At 61.9% G+C, this 24,149-nt stretch carries 21 protein-coding genes and 1 pseudogene; 13 read left to right on the top strand and 9 right to left on the bottom strand.

Annotation, left to right across the window (positions count from 1 at the left end):
* Positions 1-18: 18 nt before the first annotated feature.
* The 3 genes from sucB to AB0O87_RS10810 form a co-directional block, all read right to left on the bottom strand.
* Positions 19-1,707: a 2-oxoglutarate dehydrogenase, E2 component, dihydrolipoamide succinyltransferase gene (gene sucB / locus AB0O87_RS10820; protein ID WP_363515366.1), complete on the bottom strand. Its 1,689-nt coding sequence runs from the start codon at positions 1,705-1,707 to the stop codon at positions 19-21.
* 67 nt (positions 1,708-1,774) lie between these two features.
* Positions 1,775-3,148 carry a dihydrolipoyl dehydrogenase gene (gene lpdA / locus AB0O87_RS10815; RefSeq protein ID WP_363515363.1) on the bottom strand — a complete coding sequence of 458 codons (1,374 nt, stop codon included), beginning with the start codon at positions 3,146-3,148 and terminating at the stop codon, positions 1,775-1,777.
* Between the two features lie 3 nt (positions 3,149-3,151).
* The gene (locus tag AB0O87_RS10810) at positions 3,152-4,624 is read right to left on the bottom strand and encodes a leucyl aminopeptidase (protein ID WP_363515360.1); all 1,473 of its coding nucleotides are present in this window, start codon (positions 4,622-4,624) and stop codon (positions 3,152-3,154) included.
* 115 nt (positions 4,625-4,739) lie between these two features.
* On the opposite strand from AB0O87_RS10810, the gene AB0O87_RS10805 reads away from it, so the two are divergent.
* From AB0O87_RS10805 to AB0O87_RS10795, 3 genes are all read left to right on the top strand, one after another.
* Complete coding sequence (locus tag AB0O87_RS10805; protein ID WP_363515357.1) at positions 4,740-5,681, top strand: PAC2 family protein; 942 nt, start codon at positions 4,740-4,742, stop codon at positions 5,679-5,681.
* 168 nt (positions 5,682-5,849) lie between these two features.
* A complete protein-coding gene (locus tag AB0O87_RS10800; protein WP_363515354.1) occupies positions 5,850-7,088 on the top strand; it encodes an RNA polymerase sigma factor in 1,239 nt (412 codons plus the stop codon).
* Positions 7,085-7,780 (top strand): coenzyme F420-0:L-glutamate ligase, encoded by a 696-nt coding sequence (locus AB0O87_RS10795; protein ID WP_363515351.1) that lies wholly within the window; start codon positions 7,085-7,087, stop codon positions 7,778-7,780. The genes AB0O87_RS10800 and AB0O87_RS10795 overlap by 4 nt, the downstream gene beginning before the upstream one ends.
* 60 nt (positions 7,781-7,840) lie before the next feature.
* Here AB0O87_RS10795 and AB0O87_RS10790 read toward each other — a convergent pair whose 3' ends face one another.
* Positions 7,841-8,857 carry a sugar-transfer associated ATP-grasp domain-containing protein gene (locus AB0O87_RS10790; protein ID WP_363515348.1) on the bottom strand — a complete coding sequence of 339 codons (1,017 nt, stop codon included), beginning with the start codon at positions 8,855-8,857 and terminating at the stop codon, positions 7,841-7,843.
* Between the two features lie 80 nt (positions 8,858-8,937).
* Between AB0O87_RS10790 and AB0O87_RS10785 the strand changes: the two genes are divergently transcribed.
* The gene (locus AB0O87_RS10785) at positions 8,938-9,642 is read left to right on the top strand and encodes an alanine racemase C-terminal domain-containing protein (protein ID WP_363515345.1); all 705 of its coding nucleotides are present in this window, start codon (positions 8,938-8,940) and stop codon (positions 9,640-9,642) included.
* Positions 9,639-10,679: an alanine racemase gene (locus tag AB0O87_RS10780; RefSeq protein WP_363515342.1), complete on the top strand. Its 1,041-nt coding sequence runs from the start codon at positions 9,639-9,641 to the stop codon at positions 10,677-10,679. The genes AB0O87_RS10785 and AB0O87_RS10780 overlap by 4 nt, the downstream gene beginning before the upstream one ends.
* Before the next feature lie 22 nt (positions 10,680-10,701).
* Here AB0O87_RS10780 and AB0O87_RS10775 read toward each other — a convergent pair whose 3' ends face one another.
* On the bottom strand, positions 10,702-10,920 hold the full coding sequence (locus AB0O87_RS10775) for a hypothetical protein (RefSeq protein ID WP_363515339.1): 219 nt from the start codon (positions 10,918-10,920) through the stop codon (positions 10,702-10,704).
* A 149-nt stretch (positions 10,921-11,069) separates the two neighbouring features.
* On the opposite strand from AB0O87_RS10775, the gene AB0O87_RS10770 reads away from it, so the two are divergent.
* Both AB0O87_RS10770 and AB0O87_RS10765 read left to right on the top strand, forming a co-directional pair.
* Positions 11,070-13,220, top strand: coding sequence for a DNA topoisomerase IV subunit B (locus AB0O87_RS10770; protein ID WP_363516216.1), 2,151 nt, complete (start codon positions 11,070-11,072; stop codon positions 13,218-13,220).
* Between the two features lie 11 nt (positions 13,221-13,231).
* Positions 13,232-13,486: pseudogene (locus tag AB0O87_RS10765) on the top strand (hypothetical protein); the annotation flags it as partial.
* A 48-nt stretch (positions 13,487-13,534) separates the two neighbouring features.
* On the opposite strand, the gene AB0O87_RS10760 reads toward AB0O87_RS10765, so the two are convergent.
* Both AB0O87_RS10760 and AB0O87_RS10755 read right to left on the bottom strand, forming a co-directional pair.
* A complete protein-coding gene (locus tag AB0O87_RS10760) occupies positions 13,535-15,976 on the bottom strand; it encodes a DNA topoisomerase IV subunit A (protein ID WP_363515336.1) in 2,442 nt (813 codons plus the stop codon).
* Positions 15,977-16,032: 56 nt separating this feature from the next.
* The gene (locus tag AB0O87_RS10755) at positions 16,033-16,185 is read right to left on the bottom strand and encodes a hypothetical protein (RefSeq protein ID WP_363516258.1); all 153 of its coding nucleotides are present in this window, start codon (positions 16,183-16,185) and stop codon (positions 16,033-16,035) included.
* Between AB0O87_RS10755 and AB0O87_RS10750 the strand changes: the two genes are divergently transcribed.
* Entirely contained in the window at positions 16,114-17,142 is a 1,029-nt protein-coding gene (locus tag AB0O87_RS10750; protein ID WP_363516213.1) for a nucleotide pyrophosphatase/phosphodiesterase family protein, read from the top strand. The genes AB0O87_RS10755 and AB0O87_RS10750 overlap by 72 nt on opposite strands.
* A gap of 33 nt (positions 17,143-17,175) precedes the next feature.
* Here the strand turns inward: AB0O87_RS10750 and sepH are convergent, their stop codons facing one another.
* Positions 17,176-18,222, bottom strand: a complete 1,047-nt coding sequence (sepH, locus tag AB0O87_RS10745; RefSeq protein WP_363515333.1) for a septation protein SepH — start codon at positions 18,220-18,222, stop codon at positions 17,176-17,178.
* A 198-nt stretch (positions 18,223-18,420) separates the two neighbouring features.
* Here sepH and AB0O87_RS10740 point away from each other — a divergent pair, with 198 nt between their 5' ends.
* On the top strand, positions 18,421-18,714 hold the full coding sequence (locus AB0O87_RS10740) for a DUF4193 domain-containing protein (RefSeq protein ID WP_363515330.1): 294 nt from the start codon (positions 18,421-18,423) through the stop codon (positions 18,712-18,714).
* Between the two features lie 129 nt (positions 18,715-18,843).
* On the opposite strand, the gene AB0O87_RS10735 is transcribed toward AB0O87_RS10740, so the two are convergent.
* Positions 18,844-19,308 (bottom strand): DUF3093 domain-containing protein, encoded by a 465-nt coding sequence (locus AB0O87_RS10735; protein ID WP_363515327.1) that lies wholly within the window; start codon positions 19,306-19,308, stop codon positions 18,844-18,846.
* Positions 19,309-19,320: 12 nt separating this feature from the next.
* Here AB0O87_RS10735 and dut point away from each other — a divergent pair, with 12 nt between their 5' ends.
* From dut to AB0O87_RS10715, 4 genes are all read left to right on the top strand, one after another.
* Positions 19,321-19,794 carry a dUTP diphosphatase gene (dut, locus tag AB0O87_RS10730; protein ID WP_363515324.1) on the top strand — a complete coding sequence of 158 codons (474 nt, stop codon included), beginning with the start codon at positions 19,321-19,323 and terminating at the stop codon, positions 19,792-19,794.
* Positions 19,787-20,374: a DUF3710 domain-containing protein gene (locus tag AB0O87_RS10725; RefSeq protein ID WP_363515321.1), complete on the top strand. Its 588-nt coding sequence runs from the start codon at positions 19,787-19,789 to the stop codon at positions 20,372-20,374. The genes dut and AB0O87_RS10725 overlap by 8 nt, the downstream gene beginning before the upstream one ends.
* Complete coding sequence (locus tag AB0O87_RS10720; RefSeq protein WP_363515318.1) at positions 20,371-21,105, top strand: DUF3159 domain-containing protein; 735 nt, start codon at positions 20,371-20,373, stop codon at positions 21,103-21,105. Before AB0O87_RS10725 ends, AB0O87_RS10720 begins: the two co-directional genes overlap by 4 nt.
* A 153-nt stretch (positions 21,106-21,258) precedes the next feature.
* Positions 21,259-24,096, top strand: a complete 2,838-nt coding sequence (locus tag AB0O87_RS10715) for an aconitate hydratase (protein WP_363515315.1) — start codon at positions 21,259-21,261, stop codon at positions 24,094-24,096.
* Positions 24,097-24,149: the final 53 nt, after the last annotated feature.

Here is a 24,149-nt window from a genome sequence, read left to right as displayed (position 1 = left end):
ACTGAGCTCGTGCGAGGGTCAGGCTCCGAGCTGACCAGCGAACGCGGCAGCCTCGAGGCGCGCCTTCATAGCGCCGAGGAAGCGTGCGGCGTCGGCACCATCGATGATCCGGTGATCGTACGAGAGCGCCAAGTACACGTAGGACCGGACGGCGATCGCGTCTGCGCCCCCGACCTTGACCAGCCCAGGTCGCTTCACGACAGTTCCGGTGCCGAGGATCGCGGACTGAGGCAGGAAGACGACAGGGGTGTCGAACAACGCGCCGCGCGAACCTGTGTTGGTCAGCGTGAACGTGCCGCCAGCGAGCTCGTCTGGCTTGAGCTTGTTGTCGCGCGTACGTGCGGCGAGATCAGCGATTTCGTGAGCAATCTGCGCGATGTTCTTCGAGGCAGCGTCACGCAAGACCGGGGTAAGCAGTCCGCGCTCCGTGTCGACAGCGATCGATACGTTCTCGCTGGCGGGGTAAACGATGTCTTCGCCGTCGACCGTCGCGTTGACAATCGGGAACGCCTGCAAAGCTTCTGCCGTGGCCAGGGCGAAGAACGGCAGGAACGACAGCTTGTCGCCTGTCTTCTCCAAGAACGAGGCCTTGACGCTGTCGCGGTACTCGGAAAGCGCAGTGACATCGACCTCGACGACAGTCGTGAGCTGAGCGGTCTGCTGCATCGACTCCACAGCGCGCTTGGCGAGAACCTTGCGCAGACGTGACATCGGCTGCTTCGTGCCACGCAACGGCGAAACCTCAAGCGGAGCGGGCGCTGGTGCACTCACTGCTGCCTGTGCTGGGGCGGCGGATGCTGCTTCTGCCGCGTTGAGCACGTCTTCCTTGCGGATGCGACCCCCCACACCGGTGCCGGTAACGGAAGCAAGGTCAACGCCCTGCTGCGATGCCAGGCGACGAACCAGTGGCGTCACGTAAAGGTTGTCGTTGTCGGTCGGCAACGCCAGCTTCGACGTTTCTGCGACAGGTGCCTCAGCCTTGGGTGCTTCAGCCTTCGGTGCTTCGGCAGCAGGTGCTTCAGCCTTGGGCTCTTCTGCTGCAGGTGCCTCCGCCTTGGGGGCCTCTTCGGCCGGTGCAGCCGACGGGGCAGCACCAGAGCCGACGCGGGCGAGAACAGCGCCGACGGCGACGGTCTCGTCTTCGCCAGCCACGATCTCCTGCAGCACTCCGGCGACGGGCGACGGAATCTCGGTGTCGACCTTGTCGGTCGAGATCTCCAAGAGAGCTTCGTCGACTTCGATCTTGTCGCCGACCTGCTTGAGCCAGCGGGTCACTGTGCCCTCTGTGACGCTCTCGCCGAGCTCTGGGAGCACGATGTCTGTCGCGTCGCCTGCAGGTGCAGCCTCGGCAGCAGGCTCTTCTGCGGCCGGCGCAGGGGTGGGTTCTGCTGGTGCTTCTTCGGCAGCGGGTGCCTCTTCGGCAGCGGGCGCTTCGGCAGCGGGTGCGTCATCGGACGTTGCCGCTGCGCTTCCGTCGCCAATGCGCGCGAGGAGGGCGCCGACCTCGATCGTCTCGTCTTCGGCAACGAGAATTTCCTCGATAACGCCGGTGACGGGGGAGGGGATCTCGGTGTCGACCTTGTCGGTCGAGATCTCGAGCAGGCCCTCGTCCGCCTGAACGGTGTCGCCCACCTGCTTGAGCCAGCGGGTGACCGTACCCTCTGTGACGCTCTCGCCGAGAGCGGGGAGGACCACGGATGTGCTCATGACTCAGTCTCCTTCAGGAAGTTGTATGACGCTTGTCTAGCTTAGTGACTCAGACACCGGTTGGTGCTCAGAGGGCGTGCAGAGGCTTTCCGGCGAGGGCCAGGAAGGCCTCTCCGAGCGCCTCGCTCTGGGTTGGATGGGCGTGAAGCAGGGGGGCAATATCTTCCGGGTGTGCTTCCCAAGCGACAGCGAGCTGTCCCTCTGTGATGAGTTCGCCCACGCGATCGCCAAGCAAATGCACTCCGATTACGGGCCCATCCTTCAGGCGCACTACCTTGACGAGACCACCCGTAGCGATGATCTCGCTCTTGCCATTTCCTGCCAAATTGTATTCGTATGCGACGACGGCTTCGCTTCCGTGCGTCTCGATGGCCGCAGCTTCTGACACACCGACCGAGGCAACTTCTGGACTCGAGTAGGTGACCTTGGGAATCTGCACGTCGGGGATGTTGACTGGCGACAGCCCGGCGATGCGTTCCGCAACGGCGATACCCTGCTGGAATCCGCGGTGCGCGAGCTGCAAGCCAGGAACGATGTCGCCCACGGCCCACACACCGGGTACCCCGGTGCGCAGGTTGTCGTCCACAGAGACGAATCCACGGTCAAGTGTGACGCCCGCTTCTTCGAAACCGAGATCTGCCGTGGCTGGTCCGCGTCCGACCGCCACCAAAAGGTAGTCGGCGGTGAACTCTTTACCGTCTTCCAGGGTTACCGTCACAGAAGAGTCGTCTTGGACGACACTCTGGAATCGCACACCGAGCGAATACTGAATGCCGCGGCGGCGGAACGCCCGCTCCAGCCCCTTGCTCATGGCGATGTCTTCGTTGGGCACGAGGTGGGGCAGCGCTTCAATAATCGTCACTTCGGAACCGAATGAGCGCCAAACGCTCGCAAACTCCACTCCGATGACGCCGCCACCCAGAATGAGCACTCGCTCGGGGATGACGTCGAGAGCGAGAGCATGCTCGCTGGTGAGCACACGCCCACCGATTTCGAGTCCGGGTAGTGACCGGCTGTATGAGCCGGTGGCCAACACGACGTCTGTTCCCACGTACACATCGTCACCGACACTGACAGTGCGGTCTGAGTTCAGTCGCCCCAGCCCCGACACAGTTGTAATCCCGCGCGCCTTGATAAGACCCTCGAGCCCTTTGAACTTTTTGGCAACGATCCCTTCGCGGTAGTTGCGCACGCCTTCAGGATCGATGCCGTCCAAGCGTGCCGTTACGCCGAAGGCCGCCGCATCCCGCACGTTCTCTGCCACCTCGGCTGCGTGCAACAACGCCTTGGTGGGAATGCACCCACGGTGCAAGCAGGTTCCGCCGACCTTGTCTTTCTCAATCAGCGCGACCGACTTGCCGAGCTCGCTCGCTCGTAAAGCGGCGGCGTATCCGCCACTGCCGCCGCCCAAGACGACGATGTCGTAGGTGTGGGTTGTCATATGTCATGCCTCCGTGTGGGATGCTGCGGCGAAGGCGACGATCGATCGGACCATCGCCCCGGTGGGGCCCTTCTCAATGAAACCGTAGGGTGAGCCGCTGTGCTCGCCAGACCCGGCGATGTCGAGGTGAAGCCAGGGGATCTGCGGCGCGTCCTCTGCCTCAGAGACGCGTCCGACGAACCGACGAAGGAAAAGACCGGCAAAGGATGCTCCGCCCATGCGGTCTCCCATGTTCGCGTTCTGCATGTCTGCGATGGGCGAGTCGAGCAACTCTTCCATGTGTGCTGGCAACGGCATGTGCCAAGCCAGCTCGTCGGCCTGCTTGGCGGCGGCGAGGAATTCGGTGACCGAGTCGTCATCGCCGAACACGCCGGTGTGGCGGTGGCCAAGAGCTGCCACGATAGCGCCGGTGAGGGTTGCCACGTCGATGATCACGTCCGGGTGCTCGCGGCTTGCGGCGACCAAACCGTCGGCGAGTACGAGTCGTCCTTCAGCGTCGGTGTTCTGCACTTCCACCGTTTTGCCATCCAGGATGCGGATGACGTCGCCTGGGCGTAGCGCACGCCCTGATGGCATGTTGTCTGTAATGCAGAGCCATGCAGTGACATGCACAGGAAGCTCGAGAGCGGCAATGGCGCGAATTGCCGCGAGAGAGGTTGCTGCCCCGGCCATATCGAACTTCATGCCGACCATCGACGCCGCTGGCTTGAGCGAGAGTCCACCGGTGTCGAACGTGATGCCCTTACCGACAAGCGCGATGTGACGACCCGCGTTGGCGGGAGAGTAGTCCAGACGTACGAGCCGAGGAGGGCGGTCAGATCCTTGGCCGACTCCGAGGATGCCGCCGAAACCCTGCTCGGCGAGAGCAGCTTCGTCGAGGATCTCGACAGAGACGTTCAGATCGGCAACGCTTTCGGCGGCACTTTCTGCAAGTTGAGCCGGGCTCTGCCACTCGGCCGGGGTGTTTACGAGATCTTTGACGAGCGCGACTGCTTCGCCGACGATCTGAGCGCGGGCGACCTCTTCATCTTCGATGACCGCATGAAGGGTGACGGCGCTGGCGCGCGGCTTGCCCTTATCTGTGCGGTAGCCATCGAACCGGTGACCACCAAGGACCGCGCCTTCCGCTGCGGCGGCGGCAAACTGCTCGAGTCCCTCTGCGAGCCCGAGAGCCACATGATCAAAGCCGGTGAGCGAGCGCAACGCGACGCCGACTGCTCCTCGTACGGCTGCCGCATCTGGTGCTGAGCCAGCGCCGACAACGGCGAACGGCAACGTCGTGATCTCCGGCGCATAAACGCGGGCAAAGGAGCCAGCAGCGCCGGTGAAGCCGATCCCGGCGAGCGTGTCAGCGAGGCCGGGGTAGCTAGCCAGCGCTTGTGCGGACTCAGGAAGCGCGGAGACGACGAGCACTGCGGCATCTGCAGCGCTTCCGGGGAACTGATCGTGGGTACGCGAGAGCACAGGAAGCGTCATACCTCCATCCTAGGATCTTCGCGGCGGCATGGTCGTGCGCAAGCGGGCGTGTGTGTTCGCTCTCAGCATGATGCGCCGCGCCCCCGCCTGCTCACGTGCTCGTAGCATGGAGGACATGCCCCTCTCCGGTGATATCTACGAACGCGTCGCGAATGCGCCGGTGGTGCCGCACGGTCTTCCTCTAGTGGTCCTTCTCACTGGTTTTACCGATGCTGGCAGCGCGGTGACAGGCCTCATCGACCATCTCAGGGAGACCGCTTCTCCTGAGCCGGTTGTCGTGTTCGACAACGACATGCTGCTCGACTATCGCGCTCGGCGACCTGTGATTTCGTTCGACCAAGATCACCTGACCGAATTTCGTCCTTCTCGCCTCGAGCTCTCGCTCGCGACCGATGCGCTAGGACGCCCATTCCTTCTGCTTTCGGGATACGAACCGGACTTCGCCTGGAACAGGTTCGCAGACGCCGTTTTGGATTTGGCGACTCAATTTGGCGCCTCTGGCTTGCACTGGGTGCACTCCATCGCAATGCCGGTGCCACACACACGTCCGATTGGTACGACCGTCAGCGGCAACCGCCGCGAGATGACTGTTGCGCACTCGGTGTGGCGTCCGCGCACCCAGGTGCCGGCGACTGTGGGGCATCTCCTCGAGTTCCGTTTCGTCGAGCGAGGTGACAGTGCAGTGAGTTTCGTCCTGCTTGTGCCGCACTATCTCGCCGAGACAGAGAATCCCGATGCCGTTATCACCGCCGCTGAGCGGTTGATGGCCTCGACAGGCCTGGTATTGATGCTCGACGCTGTGCAAGAGCGACGGACCGACTACTTGGCTCGAGTCGATGAGCAGGTCGCGGGAAACGATGAGCTTCAAGAGATGGTGCACAACCTCGAACGTCGCTATGACGCCTACATGGCGGGACGAAACCCGGATGACGACTCATACGATGAGGGCGGTTTCAGTGAGCGAGACCTTCCGAGCGCTGACGAACTTGCGGCAGAGCTTGAGCGCTACCTGGCCTCGAGGCCCTCTGGTGACGACGAAAAGCCCTCCAGGGGCTAACACGATTTCTGCGTAACTTCGTCAGAATGCGTGCGCATCGCCGTACGTGTGAGATACTAGGACTCTGACCCGTTGTCAATCAGTGTTTTCGAATGCTGGACTTGACAAGGGTCTTACTAGTGTCCGAAATGTCCCGAGGCTACTCAGCAGCCCCGTGAAAGGCGAAACGTGACTCCTGCCACGACGAAGAAAACCCGGACGAAGAAGGCTGCCGAAGACACGACTGCCGACGCTCCGGTTCAGGCTGATGCGCCCGAGAAGCCAGCGCCCTTGAGCGCGGCTAAGCGCGCCGCCGCAAAGCGCGCCCCGGTTAAAAAGAAGAAGTCCGAGGACATCGTCGAAGATGACGAGGCCCCCGCGGTAAGTGCGGCTGACGAGGACGAGGACGAGGACGCCAAGCCGAAGTTCACGGAGCCGTTGCCAACTGGCGCCATTGTCATCTCGTCGAACGACGATGAAGATGTGCCGGTCTACTCGACCCAGATCACAGGCGCAACGGCCGACCCTGTCAAGGATTACCTGAAGCAGATCGGAAAGGTCGCTCTACTGAACGCGGCCGAAGAGGTCGAGCTCGCGATGCGTATCGAAGCTGGCCTGTTCGCTGAAGAGAAGCTCTCCGCAATGACGGCCGCTGAGAAGACGAGCCAGCTCGGTCTCGATTTGCAGTGGGTTGCTCGCGACGGACAGCGTGCGAAGAGTCACCTTCTCGGTGCAAACCTTCGTCTCGTGGTCTCGCTTGCAAAGCGCTACACCGGACGCGGCATGCAGTTCCTGGATCTGATCCAGGAGGGAAACCTCGGTCTCATTCGTGCGGTGGAGAAGTTCGACTACACCAAGGGCTTCAAGTTCTCGACCTACGCCACCTGGTGGATTCGTCAGGCGATCACGCGCGCTATGGCAGACCAAGCCCGCACCATCCGCATCCCTGTGCACATGGTCGAGGTCATCAACAAGCTGGCCCGCGTACAGCGCCAGATGTTGCAGGATCTCGGTCGCGAACCCACTCCGGAAGAGCTCAGCCGTGAGCTTGATATGACCCCGGAGAAGGTCGTTGAGGTGCAGAAGTATGGTCGCGAGCCCATCTCCTTGCACACCCCGTTGGGTGAAGACGGAGACAGCGAATTCGGTGACCTCATCGAAGACACTGAGGCAGTGGTCCCCGCTGACGCAGTGGGCTTCACCATGTTGCAGCGTCAGCTGGAGCAGCTGCTCGACTCGCTCTCCGAGCGGGAGGCTGGCGTTATCCGGATGCGTTTCGGCCTCGGTGATGGTCAGCCGAAGACGCTGGACCAGATCGGCGACACCTTTGGTGTGACGCGTGAGCGTATTCGTCAGATCGAATCCAAGACCATGGCGAAACTGCGTCATCCGAGCCGCTCGCAGTCGCTGCGGGACTACCTCGAATGAGCGAGGCGAACGACGGTAAAGCGCTCGAGACGAGCGTTGGCGGCAAGAACTACGCGCGCATTCCGCTGCGTACTCGCGTTGTCATGCCCGAAGACGACCTTGACGCGATCATCACGGAGTACGCAAAAGATCACGTCGAGCCGGGCGACCTGCTTTTCGTGACAGAGAAGATCGTGGCGATCACGCAGGGACGCTCATATCGACTCGACGAGATTGAGCCGCGCAAGCTCGCTCTGTTTCTCTCCAAATATGTGACTCGTACGCCGTACGGCATCGGGCTCGGCATGCCGGAGACGATGGAGATGGCTTTGCGGGAGTGCGGCACTCCGCGCATCCTGTTTGCGTCTGCTGTTGCGGCGGTAACCAAGGCTTTCGGTAGGCGTGGTGATTTCTACCGCATTGCGGGAGACAAAGCCCGCGCGATCGACGGTCCGACCAAGCACACCATCCCGCCCTACAACGAGGCAGTTGTGCTCGGACCCCGAGACCCTGACGGCGTGGCAGCACGTGTGAAGGCGCTGATTGGTGGCCAGGCAGAAGTAGCCGTCGTGGACATCAACGACCTTGGCGGCAACATTTTGGGTTCGACCCTCGACAAAGATGGCGAGAACCGGCTGTTGAAGATTCTCGGAGATAATCCGCTGGGTCAGGGTGTGGAGTCGACTCCGCTCGGTATCGTGCGCGCGGTCTAACCCACCCCAGAGACAAAGAGGAAGGCCCCGGATGCATGCATCCGGGGCCTTCCTCTTTGTTCAGAAGCCGATGACCTCGCGATAACGAGGCTTGTGGCCGGTACGAATGCCAGTGACACTCGGCTTGTTCTCGTAGACACCGGCGCCCCAGTTGCCCTCAACGAGCACGGGCCCGTCAGGGGAGACCACGATGTCCCAGCCGACGTACTGCACCTGCGGCACAACGCGGGCTACCTGATCGATGAACTCTCTGACCTGATCCATGTGCGGAAGCTGGAAGTCCGCAATCCGGAAGCCTGAGTCTGGATGGGTCTCGTACACGTGACCGTGGGAATCGTAACCGGCTCCCGCGGCACGCCCGTTTGCGTCGAGCATTGTGTAGAACCCGCCGAAGGTCATTTGGTCACTGACAGCGCCGCGACCGAACTTTTGCGCGATGGCGAGGATATGTGCCTTCTCGCCATCGAAAAAGGCAGTGATTCTGGTCGTATTCACGGTTCCAGGGCACACCGCCGCGAGAGCGTCGTGCTGACGAATCACTTCTTCGATGAGAAGTTCGCCGCGGCTGAGAAGTCCGCGATGAAACTCATCCCAATCTTCAATCTCCGCAGCGTGGTAGCGGTGCACACCGGTGCCAGCCTGTCCGACCGGCTCTTTGGTGACGATGGTGCCAAGGCGCTGGGTGAGCTCACGCACGGCATCAGCGTTGCCTTCTTCGACGACCATCCATTCGCGGTTCAGATGCGCAGAGAACTGCTTATCGAACTCGACTTTGTCTTGGAAGATCCACCGGTAGTCCGGGTGGTCGTAACGCTGCGAGAGCTGATTCGACACGGGGTGTGTCATATACGTTTCGCGCTCTTCTTTACTGAGCATGGCGAAGTCGTAGTCGATGTAGTCCTGGAAACCCACGTTGTGACGTGCGGCTGACCAGAGCATATCGACGACGATGGCTGGAACGGCTTTTCCATGCTGCTCGGATGCTTCTTTGGCGCGTTCCACCACCGATCCGACATCGATACGACGGGCACGTCCCAGCAGATAACGGATGCGGGGCGCGAGAGAAAGACGAGACATAAGGCTCCAGGGTTGGGGTCCCCACCAGTCTACGGTGGCATGGGATTCTCACCTGGGAGGCGGAAGCTAGGGTGGAAGGCGTGTGTGAGACGACTTCTAGCTCCCTGCCGCACGCGATCATCTCGCGATCTGCGCTTTCCGCAGCGGCATCGGCCGCTGTGAGGGCTGGCGGGACGGTCGCTGACCTGCGGCGCGATGCGTGGGGCCACGGCGTTTTGGCCGTCGCCCAGGCGGTCGTTGCTGCCGGTGCAGGGAGCGTGCTTGTCGATGCACCGGGAGAAGTCGAGGCGCTGCGTCTTGAGGGGATCACGGCGGCGACCACCGGTAGGCCCGATATGGATTCGTCGGTACTTTACGGTCTGCCTGACGAGAGCGGCGTCGTTGCCACGCGCCCCGTGATGCGGTTGACCGGTCACGTGATGTCGATCAAGCGACTGCAACCGGGTGATGCTGTGTCGTACGGGTACACCTTCCGTGCTGCCGAGGAGACCAGCGTGGCGCTGGTGACAGGCGGCTACGCGCAAGGAATCGCACGCGCGCTCGGTAACAAAGCCGCCGTAGAAATTGATGGCGTTGCGATGCCCATCGTGGGAAGGGTCGCTATGGATGTCTGCGTGGTCGATGTTGGGAATTCAGACACGCAGATCGGCGCTGAGGCAACGTACTTTGGGGGAGAGGGGCCAGCAATGGCCGGCCTTTCGCGCTGGGCTGCGGTCACTGGCATGAAGCCAGCGGAGCTCATCACCGTCGCCGGAACGCACGCGGTGCGGAGGTGGGAGTCATGAGGCGTCCTGAGCTTCGTGTGAGCGAAGGAACCTTTCGCGCCAATATCGCGGCGGTACGCAGGCGCATGGCGCCGTCCTCTTTGATGTTGGTACTCAAAGATGATGCCTACGGCCACGGGCTCGATTGGGCTGTGCGGGCGGCGGAGAACTCCGGGGTCGACCTATTCGGCAGCTACGACGTCCGCAGCGCCCTAGCGGTTCGCAGAGTCATCGAAGGCGACGCCGGGATCTTTGCCTGGGCCACTTCTACCGATGCAGAGATCGATGAGGCGTTGCTTTCGCGCATTGATCTCGGTGTGGGCACGATGGAGTACCTCAGGCGCATCGTCGCGAGGGCCCAAGTTCTCGGTGTTCCCGCCCGCATTCACCTCAAAATTGACACCGGTCTGCACCGCAACGGCATCCTTGCCGACGACTGGGCCGCCGCGGTTGCTATGGTCCGCGCGGCTGAGCGCGCTGGTCTCATCGATTTGAAGGGCGTGTGGAGTCACATCGCCGAAGCCAGCGATGCCGAAGATGACACCGCTCAGGCTGCTTTCTTGCGCGCTGTCCGTACAGTTGGCGAATCCGGCGCAATGCCAGAAGCCCTTCACCTCACTGCGTCTGCTGCGTCGTGGTGGCGCCCTGAGCTCCGCGGGACTGTGTCGAGGGTGGGCGCCTTTTGTTACGGTGTCCGCTCGGCCGATGGCCCAGAGCTAGAGGGAATTCGCCCTGCCGCTAGTCTTGTGGCCTTCGTTGCAGGTTTCGACGGCGACCAGGCGCGCATTGGCATCGGGAGTTTCGATGGGCTGCCATCCACGCTCGCGGGTGCAACCGTCGGCACCTCAAGTGGGCCGGTCACGCTGACCTCTGTCGGTTTCACTGACTCCTCAGTGAATTGCTGGCCCGGTGCACGCGTGGGCGATGAAGTCGTGCTGTTCGGGCCAGGGGCACACGGAGAGAGTTCGGCGACCACTCTTGCCGAGCGGATTGATACCGTCGGCGAAGAGATCCTTACCCGGCTTACCCCGCACGTGCGCAGAGTAGCGGTCGATTGACCGCCCTCTGCGATGAAGCGCGTTAGACCGCTTCGATGAGACGTGCGGTCTCGTCGTGCCAGCTGGTGGCAACGGTGCGGAGCTTCTCTTCGTACTTGCGGCCATGGTGTGCGCAGAACAGGAGCTCTGATCCGTTGACCTCAGCCGCAATGTAGGCCTGAGCGCCACACGAGTCGCAGCGGTCGGCTGCGGTCAGACGGAACTCGATGGTGGAGGTGTCACGTTCGGTCGTTGCGTTCATCTCGGTGCCTCCTCGGGTGTCGGCTTCGCTGGTGATTCCGTCAATACAACCACGCCCTACGCTGGCGCATGCCCGGTTTACGGCGTGTTTCGCTCAGCGCGTACGTGCGCCGCCTGATCTAGAGGCCAACGGGGGTGTCTGCGGTCGCGATGCGACGAGCGAGATTAGACTCGGAAATTGTGAATGCCGAGTACTCCGCCCATCATCTCCAGGTGCTTGAAGGCCTTGAGGCCGTTCGCAAGCGCCCAGGAATGTACATCGGGTCCAATGGATCGCCTGGGCTCATGCACTGCCTGTGGGAGATCATCGACAACTCTGTCGACGAGGCAGTCGCAGGCAACGGCACCAAGATCGACATCATCTTGCACTCAGACGGCAGCGTCGAGGTGCACGACCGCGGTCGAGGGATCCCCGTTGACGTCGAACCGCGTACCGGTCTCACCGGGGTCGAGGTGGTGTACACGAAACTGCACGCCGGAGGAAAGTTCGGCGGCGGTTCTTACGCAGCCTCTGGCGGTCTGCACGGTGTGGGTGCTTCTGTGGTGAACGCCCTCTCAGAGCGGCTCGATGTCGAAGTAGACCGCGGCGGCAAGACATACGCCATGTCGTTCCACCGCGGCGAACCAGGCGTCTTCACTGACACGGGGGAGAAGCGGCCAGACGCTCCCTTCACGCCATTCCAAGACAACAGCGAGCTTCGCATCATCGGAAAGGCACCCCGCGGTGTCACCGGTACTCGCGTGCGGTATTGGGCTGATCGACAGATCTTTACGAAGGACGCGGCGTTCCAGCTCGCCGAGTTGGAAACCCGAGCCCGTCAAACGGCGTTCCTTGTTCCCGGTCTCGAGATTGTCGTCGCTGACAAGCGCCCGAACCGTCCATCCGCAGCAGAGGTCGATGCAGACGGCCAGACTTCCGACGAGTTCGTAACCTCATACCTTTACGAGGGCGGGATCTCCGAGTTCGTCGACTATCTTGCGATTGACCCGCCCGTCACGGATAACTGGCGTATTCAGGGCGAAGGAACGTTCAAAGAGACGGTTCCTGTGTTGCAGGCAGACGGCCACATGGTCGCGACCGAAGTCGAGCGAGTGTGCGCCGTCGACATCGCTCTGCGCTGGGGGACCGGCTACGACACCAGGGTGCGTTCGTTCGTGAACATTATTGCGACTCCTAAGGGCGGTACACACCAGCAGGGGTTCGAGCAGGAGCTCCTCAAGGTGCTCCGTACGCAGGTCGAACAGAACGCCCGTCGGCTCAAGGTCGGCAACGACAAGCTTGAAAAGGACGACGTCCTCGCCGGCCTTACAGCGGTGCTCACGGTGAATGTTCCCGAGCCGCAGTTCGAGGGGCAGACGAAGGAGATCCTCGGCACGCCTGCCGTTCGTCAGATCGTCGCACAGGTGATCCGTAAGGATCTCGCCGCGCGCTTCAGTTCCACCAAGCGTGACGACAAGAACCAGGCATCTCAGCTACTCGACAAAATCGTCTCAGAGATGAAGGCACGCCTTTCCGCGCGTGCTCACAAGGAGACTCAGCGTCGCAAGAATGCGCTTGAGTCTTCTACGTTGCCCACCAAGCTCGTCGACTGCCGAGCAAATGAGGTCGAGCGCAGCGAGCTTTTCATCGTTGAGGGTGACTCCGCCCTTGGTACGGCGAAGAACGCGCGCAACAGTGAGTTCCAAGCGTTGCTTCCCATCCGGGGAAAGATCCTCAACGTCCAGAAGGCATCGATCGGCGACATGCTTTCCAATACGGAGTGCGCATCGATCATTCAGGTGATCGGCGCAGGCTCAGGACGAAGCTTCGACATCGACGCTGCGCGCTACGGCAAGATCATTCTGATGAGCGATGCAGACGTCGACGGTGCGCACATCCGCACGCTCTTGCTGACCTTGTTCTTCCGCTATATGCGTCCGTTGATCGAACACGGTCGCGTGTTTGCTGCTGTTCCCCCGCTCCACCGAATCATCGTGATGAATCCGGGGTCGAAGCCAAACGAGACGATCTACACCTATAGCGAACTTGAAATGCAGAAGCTGCTCGCAAAGCTGCGCAAGGCAGGAAAGCGCTGGCACGAGCCGATTCAGCGGTACAAGGGTCTGGGTGAGATGGATGCCGAGCAATTGGCAAACACCACAATGGACCGGTCAGGACGTCTACTCCGACGAGTGCGGATGGAAGATGCAGAAGCCGCTGGTCGCATGTTCGAACTGCTGATGGGAAACGAAGTGGCTCCGCGCCGCGAGTTCATCATCGAGTCTTCTGATCGGCTGTCGCGCGAGTCGATCGACGCGTAAAACGCAAGCTCTCGGATGTGCTGGGGCGCACGACATACGCAGATGAGCGGATCGGCGTCACCCGCAATGGGAGGCTCGCCGCAGTGTTGTTCAGCGTGGCTGATTTGGAAGCCCTTGAAGAGTGCGCAGCTAACCGTTACGGTCGTGCGTGCCGCGCATCGCCGCGAAATCTACGACCGGTAGCGCCTGATTCTCGCGGCTTTGCTCCTCATAGCGATCGCGCCGGTCTCTTCTCCCGGACGGCGAAGCGCGTCACGTCGGTGTAAGCGCTCAATTGGACGCTCGTTGTGATCTTCGTCCCGCTCGTGGGACCTCTATACCAGCGTGCGTCCGATACTTCCGATGACGCCATCGATGGGTTGGCCGGAAGCATCTCTCCGTGCGCCGGCCTCTGGGAGCTTGCGCACAGCGCCCGTCGGATCTACCGCCTGCGCCGGCGCGATGCCGACCCATGCGACCGTGAGCCGGTCTTCGCCCTTGAGGAAGGAATGCACGCGAACGCCTCCGGTTGCTCGTCCCTTCGCCGGATACTCCGTGAAGAACGACACTTTGGCTCGGCCAGGGTCCGTGCCAGGCAAGATGCTCTCTCCACCGGAGACTGTGGCTACCACAGCCTCTGACTCTGGCGCGATCACGCCAAAGAACAGAACAGTGGCACCTGCGCCCAGCTTGATGCCTGCCATGCCGCCTGCCGCTGCGCCTTGGGGGCGTACCGTCGAAGCAGAGAAGCGCAGCAAACGGGCATCCGTGGTCACAAAGACCAGGTCTGCATCGTCAGGCGCTTCGGCCGCACCGACAAGAGCATCGCCCTGTTTCAGACTGATGACCTCGACATCGGGGCGCGCAGGAAGAGCGCTGGGCACGATCCGCTTCACCGTGCCTTGCGCTGTGCCGAGTGCGACGGGAACATCGCTGTCGAACCGGACAAAGCCAACGACGCGTTCTCCCTTGGTCGTAATTCCGAGGTAGTCGCGAAGCGGTGCTCCCGCAGCGAGTTGCACGGAGGTCGCTGGCACTGACGGAAGGTCGACGGGGGAGAACCTCACCACCCTGCCGAGGCTCGTAAGAGCGCCGAGCTCCGCGCGCACTGTCGTAGAGACGGTGGTCTGGATGGCATCGTGCTTGCTACGCCGTGCGGGGATGCTGAGCTCTTGGCCTTCGCTGAGATCGACTCTGACGGTGCGCCCTGTCGTCGAAAGTACGAGAACAGTCGGGGCATCGGCGATCTGCAGGTCAGCGGTGCCCTTTGTAGCCCGCGGCTTGGGTGGTGCGGCATTCATCAGCAGCGTGCGGCGAGGGGTTCCGTACGCCTCTGCAGCGGCATCGAGCTCTTTAGCTACGGCTGCGCGCAACAACACAGGGCTTGCGAGTAGTTCACGCAGAGCCGCAATCTCGGCGAGCAATGCGTCGCGCTCCGCTTCGAGCTCAATGCGGGAGAATTTGGTCAACCGGCGAAGTCGCAGCTCGAGAATGTATTCCGCCTGCAACTCGCTGAGATCAAACACCGAACGAAGTCGTGCGCGTGCTTGCTCAGAGTCGTCGGAGGAACGGATGACCTGAATGACTTCATCGATGTCGAGAATCGCGACGAGGAGACCCTCGACCAGGTGGAGGCGCTCTTCTCTGCGCATCAGACGGTACCGACTACGACGAGTGATGACCTCGAGGCGGTGGCCGACGTAGACGCTCAGCATCTCTTTGAGGCCGAGCGTGCGCGGCTGACCCTTGACGAGTGCGACGTTGTTGATGCTGAAGGAGTCTTCTAGCGGCGTCAGACGGTAGAGCTGGTCAAGAACAGCCTGCGGGTCGAAGCCGGTCTTGATCCCGATCGCGACACGAAGCCCGTGGTTGCGATCGGTGAGGTCGGTGACGTCACTAATGCCCTGCAGTTTTTTGGACTGTACGGCGTCGCGAATCTTCTCGATCAGCCGCTCAGGACCCACCATGTAGGGAAGCTCAGAAACGATGATTCCGGTGCGTCGTGGACCCAGGGGCTCAATCGAAATCTTGCCCCTGACTTTCAAGGCGCCGCGGCCGTTCGTGTACGCATCCTTCACACCGTCCAGCCCCATCAAGATTCCTCCAGATGGGAAATCAGGACCGGGAACGAATTCCATCAGATCTTCGGTGGTGGCGTCGGGATTCTCGAGGAGGTGCGTGGCGGCAGCCACAACCTCGATGAGGTTGTGGGGCGCCATGTTGGTGGCCATACCGACAGCGATGCCGCTGGCGCCGTTTACCAGAAGGTTCGGGAACGCGGCGGGCAACACTGCGGGTTGCTGGAACTGACCGTCGTAGTTCGGAATGAAGTCGACGACATCTTCGTCGAGGTTCTCGGTGAGGGCGAGCGCCGACGCGGCGAGGCGAGCCTCGGTGTAGCGAGCCGCGGCCGGCCCATCGTCGAGTGAACCAAAGTTACCGTGGCCATCAATCAGCGGTACCCGCAGTGCCCACTCCTGAGCGAGCCGCACGAGTGCATCGTAGATTGCGGAGTCCCCATGCGGGTGAAGCTTTCCCATTACCTCGCCGACGACGCGGGCGCTCTTCACATGACCGCGATCCGGGCGCAGCCCCATCTCAGCCATCTGGTAAAGGATGCGCCGCTGTACGGGCTTCAGTCCGTCTCGGGCATCGGGCAGAGCGCGCGAGTAGATCACCGAGTAGGCGTATTCGAGGAAAGACCCCTGCATCTCCGTAGAGAGGTCGATGTCCTGGATGCGCTCCTCGACGGGTTCGGGCGGCGGAGTTTTCGGCATGGACTTCCTGAGGGCGTGCGGGAGCCTGTGTCAAACTGGCTCGGATGTCTTTTATGCTACCGTCCGAGTCGCCGACCGCCCGGAGCATCGTCGGGGTGGCGGACGACCTGTTCGCCGCGCTTCGCGGTGAATCCGAGGTGTATCCGCCTGCCCAATCCGTCGTATTGGTGGTCGTTGATGGCCTCGGCGCCATTAGTCTTCGCAGTCATGCGGGTCATGCTCGTGCGCTTACCGGGAGCATGACGAAGAAAGACGTCGCTCACTCGGTCTTTCCCTCCACGACCGCGGCCGCTCTGACCAGCATCGTGACAGGGGTGTGGCCCGGAGAGCATGGTCTGGTGGGGTACCAGGTACTGGACGCCCCAAGAGACATCCTGGTGAACCAGCTCAGCGGTTGGGAGAACGAAGGTATCGACCCGCTGACGTGGCAGGCGGCTCCCACCATCTTTGAACGCGCGCATGCGAACAGCCATCAGAGTTTTGCGGTGGGGGCGGCAGCCTATGCCCACAGTGGGTTTACGCAGGCCACGCTGCGGGGCGCGAAGTTCGTGCCCGCAACGACCCCTCGATCTCATGTCGAGACCGCGTACGAGATAGCGCAGTCCCACCCAGGTTCACTTGTCTACTGCTACTTGCCACAGGTAGACAAGGCCGGTCACAAACACGGAGTCGCCTCTGGCGAATGGGTAGCGGCGTTGGAAGATATCGACGCCGCGTTGGCCGCTCGCATACCGCCCGGCGTTGGCGTTCTAGTGACCTCAGACCACGGCATGATCGATGTCTCATCCAACCGACAGGTCGTGTTGGAAGAGCCGCATCTCGAGGGCATTCGCCATCTTGGTGGCGAGCCGCGAATGCTGCACGCCTACCTTGAACCCGAGGCGGACGCAGATGTGGTGACGACGCGAATGCGTGCTGACCTCGACGGTATGGCAGATGTCATCTCTCGTGAAGAGGCCGTGCAATCTGGGGTGTTTGGGCCCGTCGTCACCGAGGCGTCGGCGTCTCGCATCGGCGATCTCTTGGTTATCGCCAGGGGAGCATGGGCGCTATACGACGGCACAGCAGCAGATCAGAGAGCCCGTGGCATGGTCGGCCAGCACGGTGCTCTCACTCCGGAGGAACGAAACGTCCCCCTGGTGCGGCTCGGCGCATTCGCTCGCTGAGGCGCACGAAAGGCGAGGCCGTATGGACAGAACCTATTCGTCGGTACGAGCGCCGAAGACGATCTCATCCCACGAGGGCATTGCGTTTCTGCGACGCTTTCTTCCGCTTGATTCGTTCGGTTCCGGAGAGCTGGGCGCCTGTGCCTCGGGCTTTCGCGGCTCTTCCGGATCCTGATCGAAAGCATCGAAGAGCGAAATGGGGCTGGAGTCTGGGCGCTCCGCGTCTTCAGAATCGTCGACTAATGGTGCGGTTTCACGCTGTCCACGGCGGCGACGGAGCGCTTCGAGCAAGTCCGCCGTTTCCTGATTCGTCGTCGGGGAGGCTGGCGCGCGATTGATCGCTGCGTCTTGCGCTGCATCATCCGAGCGCGACGAGTGTGATTCTTCTTCCGCTTCAGAATCGGGGGAAGGAAGAAGTCTCGGACCGAATGCGCCGGAGTCGAAGCGGCTGTCGTCCTTGTAGGGCGACGTGACGCGGTCGGCTTCTACCGCCCGTAGCCGGGGGATGAGCCCTTCAGGTAGCGCGCCCTGGCGCGAGAGCTGCGTGGCATCGGAGTTCAGCGGGGAGAGGGCGCTGCGTCGAGGGTCAAAGCTCCACCGAGCGTCGTGTTCGACCTCGTTAGCCGTGAATTCGAGCTTGATGGTCCAGCCGGACTCTTCTTTCCAGCTTGCCCAGCGCTCAGAGGTCGCTTCGACCTCTGCGAGTTTTGCGCGCACGGCAACACCAAAAGTGGGCTGGGCGTCTGGCTCTACTTCACTGCCGATGAGGACAGGTACCGCAAGGGCCTGATCGATAACGTGCTCACGCTCGGCGAGTACGGGACCTTCAAATCTGGCGACATCTTCGAGACTGATTCCGAGAAGCTCGGACACTTCGACGGCGGTGAGACCAGCACGAATTTGCGCTTGGATATCACGCGGACTGGCGGCCAGCTTGTGCGCCGTCGGTTCGGCTTGTCTGGTGGCACGGCGGATCTCGCGCTGCAACATGTCATTGATGGGCAGCGCAAACCGCTCGCCCGACTCGGTCGCGAGTACGAGTACTCCTGCTTCGGTGCCGACGATGGTGACGTTTTCCATGCAAATGCCCCTCTGATGGGTGTGTGTTCATGGTGTCACGCACAGGACTCGATGGGCGGGAATACCCTGGGCGTGCCGTGAGTTTGACCTGTCGCACGGACGCGCATTTGCGTTATGCCGTTTGGTCGTGCAAACTATGGCCGCCGAATACCCGACGGCGCACCACCCACTCGCACCATGAAAGTGGAGATTTACCGAATGGCAACCGATTACGACGCTCCCCGAAAGAGTGAAGACGACTCCGAGTCGATCGAAGCGCTCAAGGAGCGTGTGCCGGACAAACTTTCCGGCTCAAGCGGAGACGAAGATTCCGACAACCCTGCGAGCTTCGACCTTCCGGGTGCCGACCTTTCCGACCTCGAGCTCGACGTCGTCGTGCTGCCTGCGCAGCAAGACGAGTTCACATGCATGAGCTGCTTCCTCGTGAAGCACCGCTCGCAGCTCGACCACGATGGCGCATCCGGACCGATCTGCAAGGAGTGCGCTGCGTAACAGCATCTCTGAGCGACCTCTTACGCGCCCCTGACCAGCGGTCAGGGGCGCGTTGTCGTTGTAGACGCGGGGAACCTCGTTGGTGTGAGGGCGTCGCAGAATCCGGTCAGAGCTCTTACTGCTGTGCTCTTACTGCTGTGCCACGCGGATTGCTGCCGCGAGACGATCCGGGGTGCGCGTGGAGATCGTCCAGGCTTCGACCGGGTCATCCTGGTCAAGGTTGGGGACGACGACAATCCCGTCGATGCCTCCGCGGATGAGATGCCATCCTCTCGCCGGAAGACCGGGGCCTCTGGCCTGACGAGCCTCTTCGCCTGTCAATGCGACAGGTTCGCCGAGGTGCTCCGCGTCGATGTGCGCGCGGCCAGCGCGAAGTACCGTGCCGTCGACAGCGACGACCGGTGTAGCGGCCACAAATCCCAACACCAGCACGGCTGATACAACGACGCCGATCACGAGCGCGACTGTTGAGCCGACGGGCACGAAAACGAGCGAGACCATCGGCCCTGCTACGGCGACTGTGACCAGCAACCAGAGGCTGGGAGCGAGTCGCTCGCGGTAGCGGGGGCGTGTGTCTGTGGTGGGGTTCTGCATTAGCCTCATTGGGTGACCGATTCCGTTGATGTTCCCATTATCGCCGCAGTCGCCCCTGAATACTCGCATCCGGGCGATGCCGGTGCCGATCTGGTGGCGGCGGAGTCCGTGCATTTGGCGCCGGGAGAAAGGGCGCTCGTGGCCACAGGAGTCCGCATCGCACTTCCGGATGGTTACGCAGCCTTTGTGGTGCCGCGTAGTGGACTCGCCGCGAAGCATGGGATCTCGATCGTGAACTCGCCAGGAACCGTGGACGCGGGCTATCGGGGCGAAATCAAGGTGAGCCTGATCAATACTGATACCCAGAGCGCGTACGATGTGGCGGTCGGCGATCGCATCGCACAGCTCATCATCATGCCGGTCACCCGTGCTGTTTTTATCCCGGTCGATGAGCTGCCAGACAGCGCACGCGGTGCCGGCGGTTTCGGCTCGACCGGTAACCAGGTAGCGCCCCACCCGAACGAAGCAGGACAGGCCAATGACTGATAACAACGAGACGCCTTTGAAGTCGGCACCGGTAGATCGTGCCACCTCTGGCCCCTTTGACGACTCAGAGGCGAACCCGGTGCGCCCCTACATCGACCTGGGCGGAATCAAAATTCTGCCGCGCGAAGGGCTAAACCTCCGCCTGGAGGTCGAGGAGCAGACCAAGCGCGTTGTTGCGGTGGGGCTCGACTACGCAGACTCCTCGCTTCAAGTGCAGCCGTTCGCGGCTCCGCGCACAGGCGGCCTGTGGGAGGAAACACGCGTGCAGTTGCGCGACCAGGTGAAGTCGCAAGGTGGTCGGGTTGAGGAGCGCGAAGGCCCGCTCGGAAAAGAGCTTCTCGCCGAAGTTCCCGCTACAGCGGCCGAGGGCTCGGGCTTGCGACTGGCACGCTTCATTGGCATCGACGGTCCGCGCTGGTTCCTGCGCGGTGTGGTCGGCGGAGCCGCGGCGTCAGATCCGGAGGCGGCAGCGAAGGTCGAAGACCTGTTCCGTTCGATCGTCGTCGTCCGTGGCGGATTGCCTATGCCCCCGCGTGACCTGATCCCCTTGAAGATGCCAGCGACCCCTGGTTCCGCGTGACCACGCCCGACCCTGACTCCGAACGCGAAAAGAGCGCATCAGAGATTCTTGGCGAAGCGCTCGGCGGTGCGGCGCGCCGCGCGGGTCTCGACCCCGCGGAGAGCGCAGGCACGCACAAGGTCGTCTGGTCGGCGATCGGTGGAGTGCGTGGGATTCTCGAATCGGTCTTGCCGAGTCTTGCGTTCGTCATTCTGTTCACGCTGAGTCCAGAGCCGCTCATCCTTTCGCTCGGTGTTTCCGTCGGATTGGCCGCGGTATTCACCCTCATCCGTCTTGTGCAAAAATCCCCCCCGTCAGCCGCTCTCGGAGGCCTTCTCGCCGCGGGAGCTGCAGCTGCTCTGGCGCTATGGACGGGGCGCGGCGCCGACAACTTTGTGCCCGGTCTCATCACCAATGCCGTCTATGGATCGGTGATTTTGATATCCGCTCTGGTTGGGTGGTCTCTGATCGGTCTTGCGATCGGCTTCTTGATGGGGGAGGGAACGACCTGGCGTGCTGACCGACGCAAGCGTCGGGCCTATTTCTGGCTCGGAATCGCCTGGGCAGCCCTCTTCTTCGTGAGGTTGGCTGTGCAGCTTCCCCTGTATTTGGCTGGCGATGTGACGGCGCTTGGCACGCTCAAGCTGGTCATGGGGTTGCCGCTGTTCGCCCCCTTGGTCGCCCTTACCTGGCTGGTCGTTAGAGCGTTGCACCCGCGCGAGCCAGCGCGCGAAGACGCGACAGAGGCGTGATAGATTTATCTTGATATCAAGATAAATCGTAGGCTTCCGCCCGCGAGCTTTGCGGAGCAGACTGGTTAGGTGCGCCTTGCTAGCCGCAGGGGCTCGATGGCGAGCAAGATGGAGGCGCCTGTCGCTCCCATCCGAATAGAAGGAGACGGATTCGTGTCCACGGTGAACAGCTTCGGTGCCAAGAGCACCCTGACAGTCGGCAGCACCGACTATGAGATCTTCCGCATCGATACGGTGCCCGGTTTCGAAAAGCTCCCTTTCAGTCTCAAGGTTCTCTTGGAGAACCTCCTTCGCACCGAGGATGGCGCGAATGTGACGAAGGCGCAGATCGAAGCTCTGGGGTCGTGGGACGCCGCGGCAGAGCCGAACACTGAGATCCAGTTCACGCCGGCCCGCGTGGTCATGCAGGACTTCACCGGTGTTCCCTGCATCGTCGACCTCGCCACCATGCGTGAGGCTGTCACGGCTCTCGGTGGTGACGCGAACAAGATCAATCCGCTCTCACCGGCAGAGATGGTGATCGACCACTCCGTGATTGCCGATCTCTTCGGCTCGGAGAACGCGCTTGAGCGCAACGTCGAGATCGAGTACGAGCGCAACGGTGAGCGCTACCAGTTCTTGCGCTGGGGCCAGACCGCCTTCAGCGACTTCAAGGTGGTCCCGCCAGGCACCGGAATCGTGCACCAGGTGAACATTGAGCACCTGGCCAAGGTTATTTACGACCGCGATGTTGACGGTGTGCTGCGTGCATACCCAGACACCTGCGTCGGCACCGACTCACACACGACGATGGTCAACGGCCTTGGCGTGCTCGGATGGGGTGTCGGCGGTATCGAGGCAGAGGCGGCCATGCTTGGCCAGCCGGTCTCGATGCTTATTCCGCGCGTTGTGGGTTTCAAGCTTTCCGGAGAGATTCCGGCCGGTGTGACGGCGACCGACGTGGTGCTCACGATTACCGATCTGCTTCGTCAGCACGGTGTCGTCGGCAAGTTCGTCGAGTTCTACGGCGAGGGTGTCGCTTCGGTGCCACTTGCAAACCGTGCCACGATCGGAAACATGAGCCCGGAGTTCGGCTCCACGGCGGCAATCTTCCCGATCGACGACGTCACCCTCGACTACCTGCGACTCACCGGTCGTAGCGACGAGGCGGTTGCTCTGGTCGAGTCTTACGCGAAGGAGCAGCGCCTCTGGCACGATGCCAGCGTCGAGCCGACCTTCAGCGAGTACCTGGAGCTTGACCTCGGCACAGTCGTTCCCTCGATTGCTGGCCCCAAGCGCCCGCAGGACCGCATCCTTCTTTCGGAGGCCAAGTCGCAGTTCGAGAAGGACATCCTGGCGTACGCGTCTGCATCGACTTCTGACTCTGTGGTTGACCTCGAGTCGAAGCATTCCTTCCCCGCATCAGACCCTGGCTCCGTGCCCGGTGATGAGGAAGAAGAGGTCGGGCGCCCCGTACACATCAACAGCGGCGCTCCTGCAAACGTCTCAAACCCGGTGCCGGTTACCACTCCGTCGGGGGAGAAGTACATCCTCGACAACGGTGCCGTCACCCTCGCGGCGATCACCTCGTGCACAAACACCTCGAACCCTTCGGTGATGATCGCCGCGGGTCTGGTGGCACGCAAGGCGCTCGAGAAGGGCCTCAAGCAGAAGCCTTGGGTCAAGACCACCCTCGGTCCAGGCTCGAAGGTCGTCACCGACTACTACGAGAAGTCGGGGCTCGATAAAGACCTCGAAGGTCTGGGTTTCTACACGGTCGGATACGGCTGCACCATTTGCATCGGTAACTCCGGCCCGCTGATCGAAGAGGTCTCGGCTGCGATCAACGAAAACGATCTCGCGGTATCGGCTGTCCTTTCCGGAAACCGTAACTTCGAGGGTCGCATCAGCCCAGACGTCAAGATGAACTACTTGGCTAGCCCGCCGCTGGTCATCGCATACGCGCTGGCAGGGTCGATGCATTTCGACTTCGAGAACGACGCGCTCGGCAAGGGCACCGATGGCAACGACGTGTTCCTCAAGGACATCTGGCCTACGCCGGCCGAGGTGCAGGAGCTTGTCGATTCGTCGATCTCGCGGGAGCAGTTCATCAAGCAGTACTCGACGGTGTTCGAGGGCGATGAGCGGTGGAAGAGCCTGCCGACTCCTGACGACGCGATCTTCCAGTGGGACGACAACTCCACGTACGTCCGCAAGGCGCCGTACTTCGATGGCATGACGATGGAGCTCACTCCGGTGCGCGACATCGAGGGTGCTCGCGTGATGGCGACGCTCGGCGACTCCGTCACCACCGACCACATCTCGCCTGCGGGTAACATCAAGCCGGGCACTCCGGCGGCTGAGTACCTCACGGCGCACGGAGTGGACCGTAAGGACTTCAACTCCTTCGGATCTCGTCGCGGAAACCACGAGGTGATGATTCGCGGGACGTTCGCGAACATCCGCCTGAAGAACGCGATGGTCTCGGCTGTCAACGATGGCCAGGTCATCGAGGGTGGCTTCACTCGCGACTTCACCAAGGAGGGCGGCCCGCAGTCGTACATCTACGACGCGAGCATGAACTACCAGGAGCAGGGCACGCCCCTCGTCATCTTCGGTGGCAAGGAGTACGGCTCAGGTTCGTCGCGTGACTGGGCAGCTAAGGGCACGAGCCTGCTGGGTGTCAAGGCAGTCATCACCGAGAGCTTCGAGCGTATTCACCGCTCCAACCTCATCGGAATGGGCGTTGTGCCGCTGCAGTTCCCTGCGGGCGAGAGCTGGGAGTCGCTGGGCCTCGATGGTACGGAGATCGTGTCGATCGCCGGCCTGGAAGAGCTCAACAACGGCGTCACACCAAAGACTGTTCGTGTTACGGCCACCCCGAGCGAGAATTCGCCTGAGGGCAAGCAGCCGGTGGAATTCGATGCAGTTGTGCGCATCGACACACCGGGTGAGGCGGATTACTACCGTAACGGTGGAATCTTGCAGTACGTATTGCGTTCGCTGGTATAACCGCACCTGAAGAAAGGGCTCGGATCTTCAGATCCGGGCCCTTTCTTCGTGTC

This window comes from Microbacterium sp. NPDC076768, assembly GCF_040687205.1.
GTDB lineage: Bacteria > Actinomycetota > Actinomycetes > Actinomycetales > Microbacteriaceae > Microbacterium.
Note: the sequence above shows the minus strand (reverse complement) of the source record. Positions and strands in the feature narration are given on the sequence as shown.

Coding starts and splice junctions, on each gene's coding strand:
- sucB (WP_363515366.1), bottom strand. CDS start 1,707: ATGAGCACATCCGTGGTCCTCCCCGCTCTCGGCGAGAGCGTCACAGAG.
- lpdA (WP_363515363.1), bottom strand. CDS start 3,148: ATGACAACCCACACCTACGACATCGTCGTCTTGGGCGGCGGCAGTGGC.
- AB0O87_RS10810 (WP_363515360.1), bottom strand. CDS start 4,624: ATGACGCTTCCTGTGCTCTCGCGTACCCACGATCAGTTCCCCGGAAGC.
- AB0O87_RS10805 (WP_363515357.1), top strand. CDS start 4,740: ATGCCCCTCTCCGGTGATATCTACGAACGCGTCGCGAATGCGCCGGTG.
- AB0O87_RS10795 (WP_363515351.1), top strand. CDS start 7,085: ATGAGCGAGGCGAACGACGGTAAAGCGCTCGAGACGAGCGTTGGCGGC.
- AB0O87_RS10790 (WP_363515348.1), bottom strand. CDS start 8,857: ATGTCTCGTCTTTCTCTCGCGCCCCGCATCCGTTATCTGCTGGGACGT.
- AB0O87_RS10780 (WP_363515342.1), top strand. CDS start 9,639: ATGAGGCGTCCTGAGCTTCGTGTGAGCGAAGGAACCTTTCGCGCCAAT.
- AB0O87_RS10775 (WP_363515339.1), bottom strand. CDS start 10,920: ATGAACGCAACGACCGAACGTGACACCTCCACCATCGAGTTCCGTCTG.
- AB0O87_RS10770 (WP_363516216.1), top strand. CDS start 11,070: ATGCGACGAGCGAGATTAGACTCGGAAATTGTGAATGCCGAGTACTCC.
- AB0O87_RS10760 (WP_363515336.1), bottom strand. CDS start 15,976: ATGCCGAAAACTCCGCCGCCCGAACCCGTCGAGGAGCGCATCCAGGAC.
- AB0O87_RS10755 (WP_363516258.1), bottom strand. CDS start 16,185: ATGACTGCGAAGACTAATGGCGCCGAGGCCATCAACGACCACCAATAC.
- sepH (WP_363515333.1), bottom strand. CDS start 18,222: ATGGAAAACGTCACCATCGTCGGCACCGAAGCAGGAGTACTCGTACTC.
- AB0O87_RS10740 (WP_363515330.1), top strand. CDS start 18,421: ATGGCAACCGATTACGACGCTCCCCGAAAGAGTGAAGACGACTCCGAG.
- AB0O87_RS10735 (WP_363515327.1), bottom strand. CDS start 19,308: ATGCAGAACCCCACCACAGACACACGCCCCCGCTACCGCGAGCGACTC.
- AB0O87_RS10725 (WP_363515321.1), top strand. CDS start 19,787: ATGACTGATAACAACGAGACGCCTTTGAAGTCGGCACCGGTAGATCGT.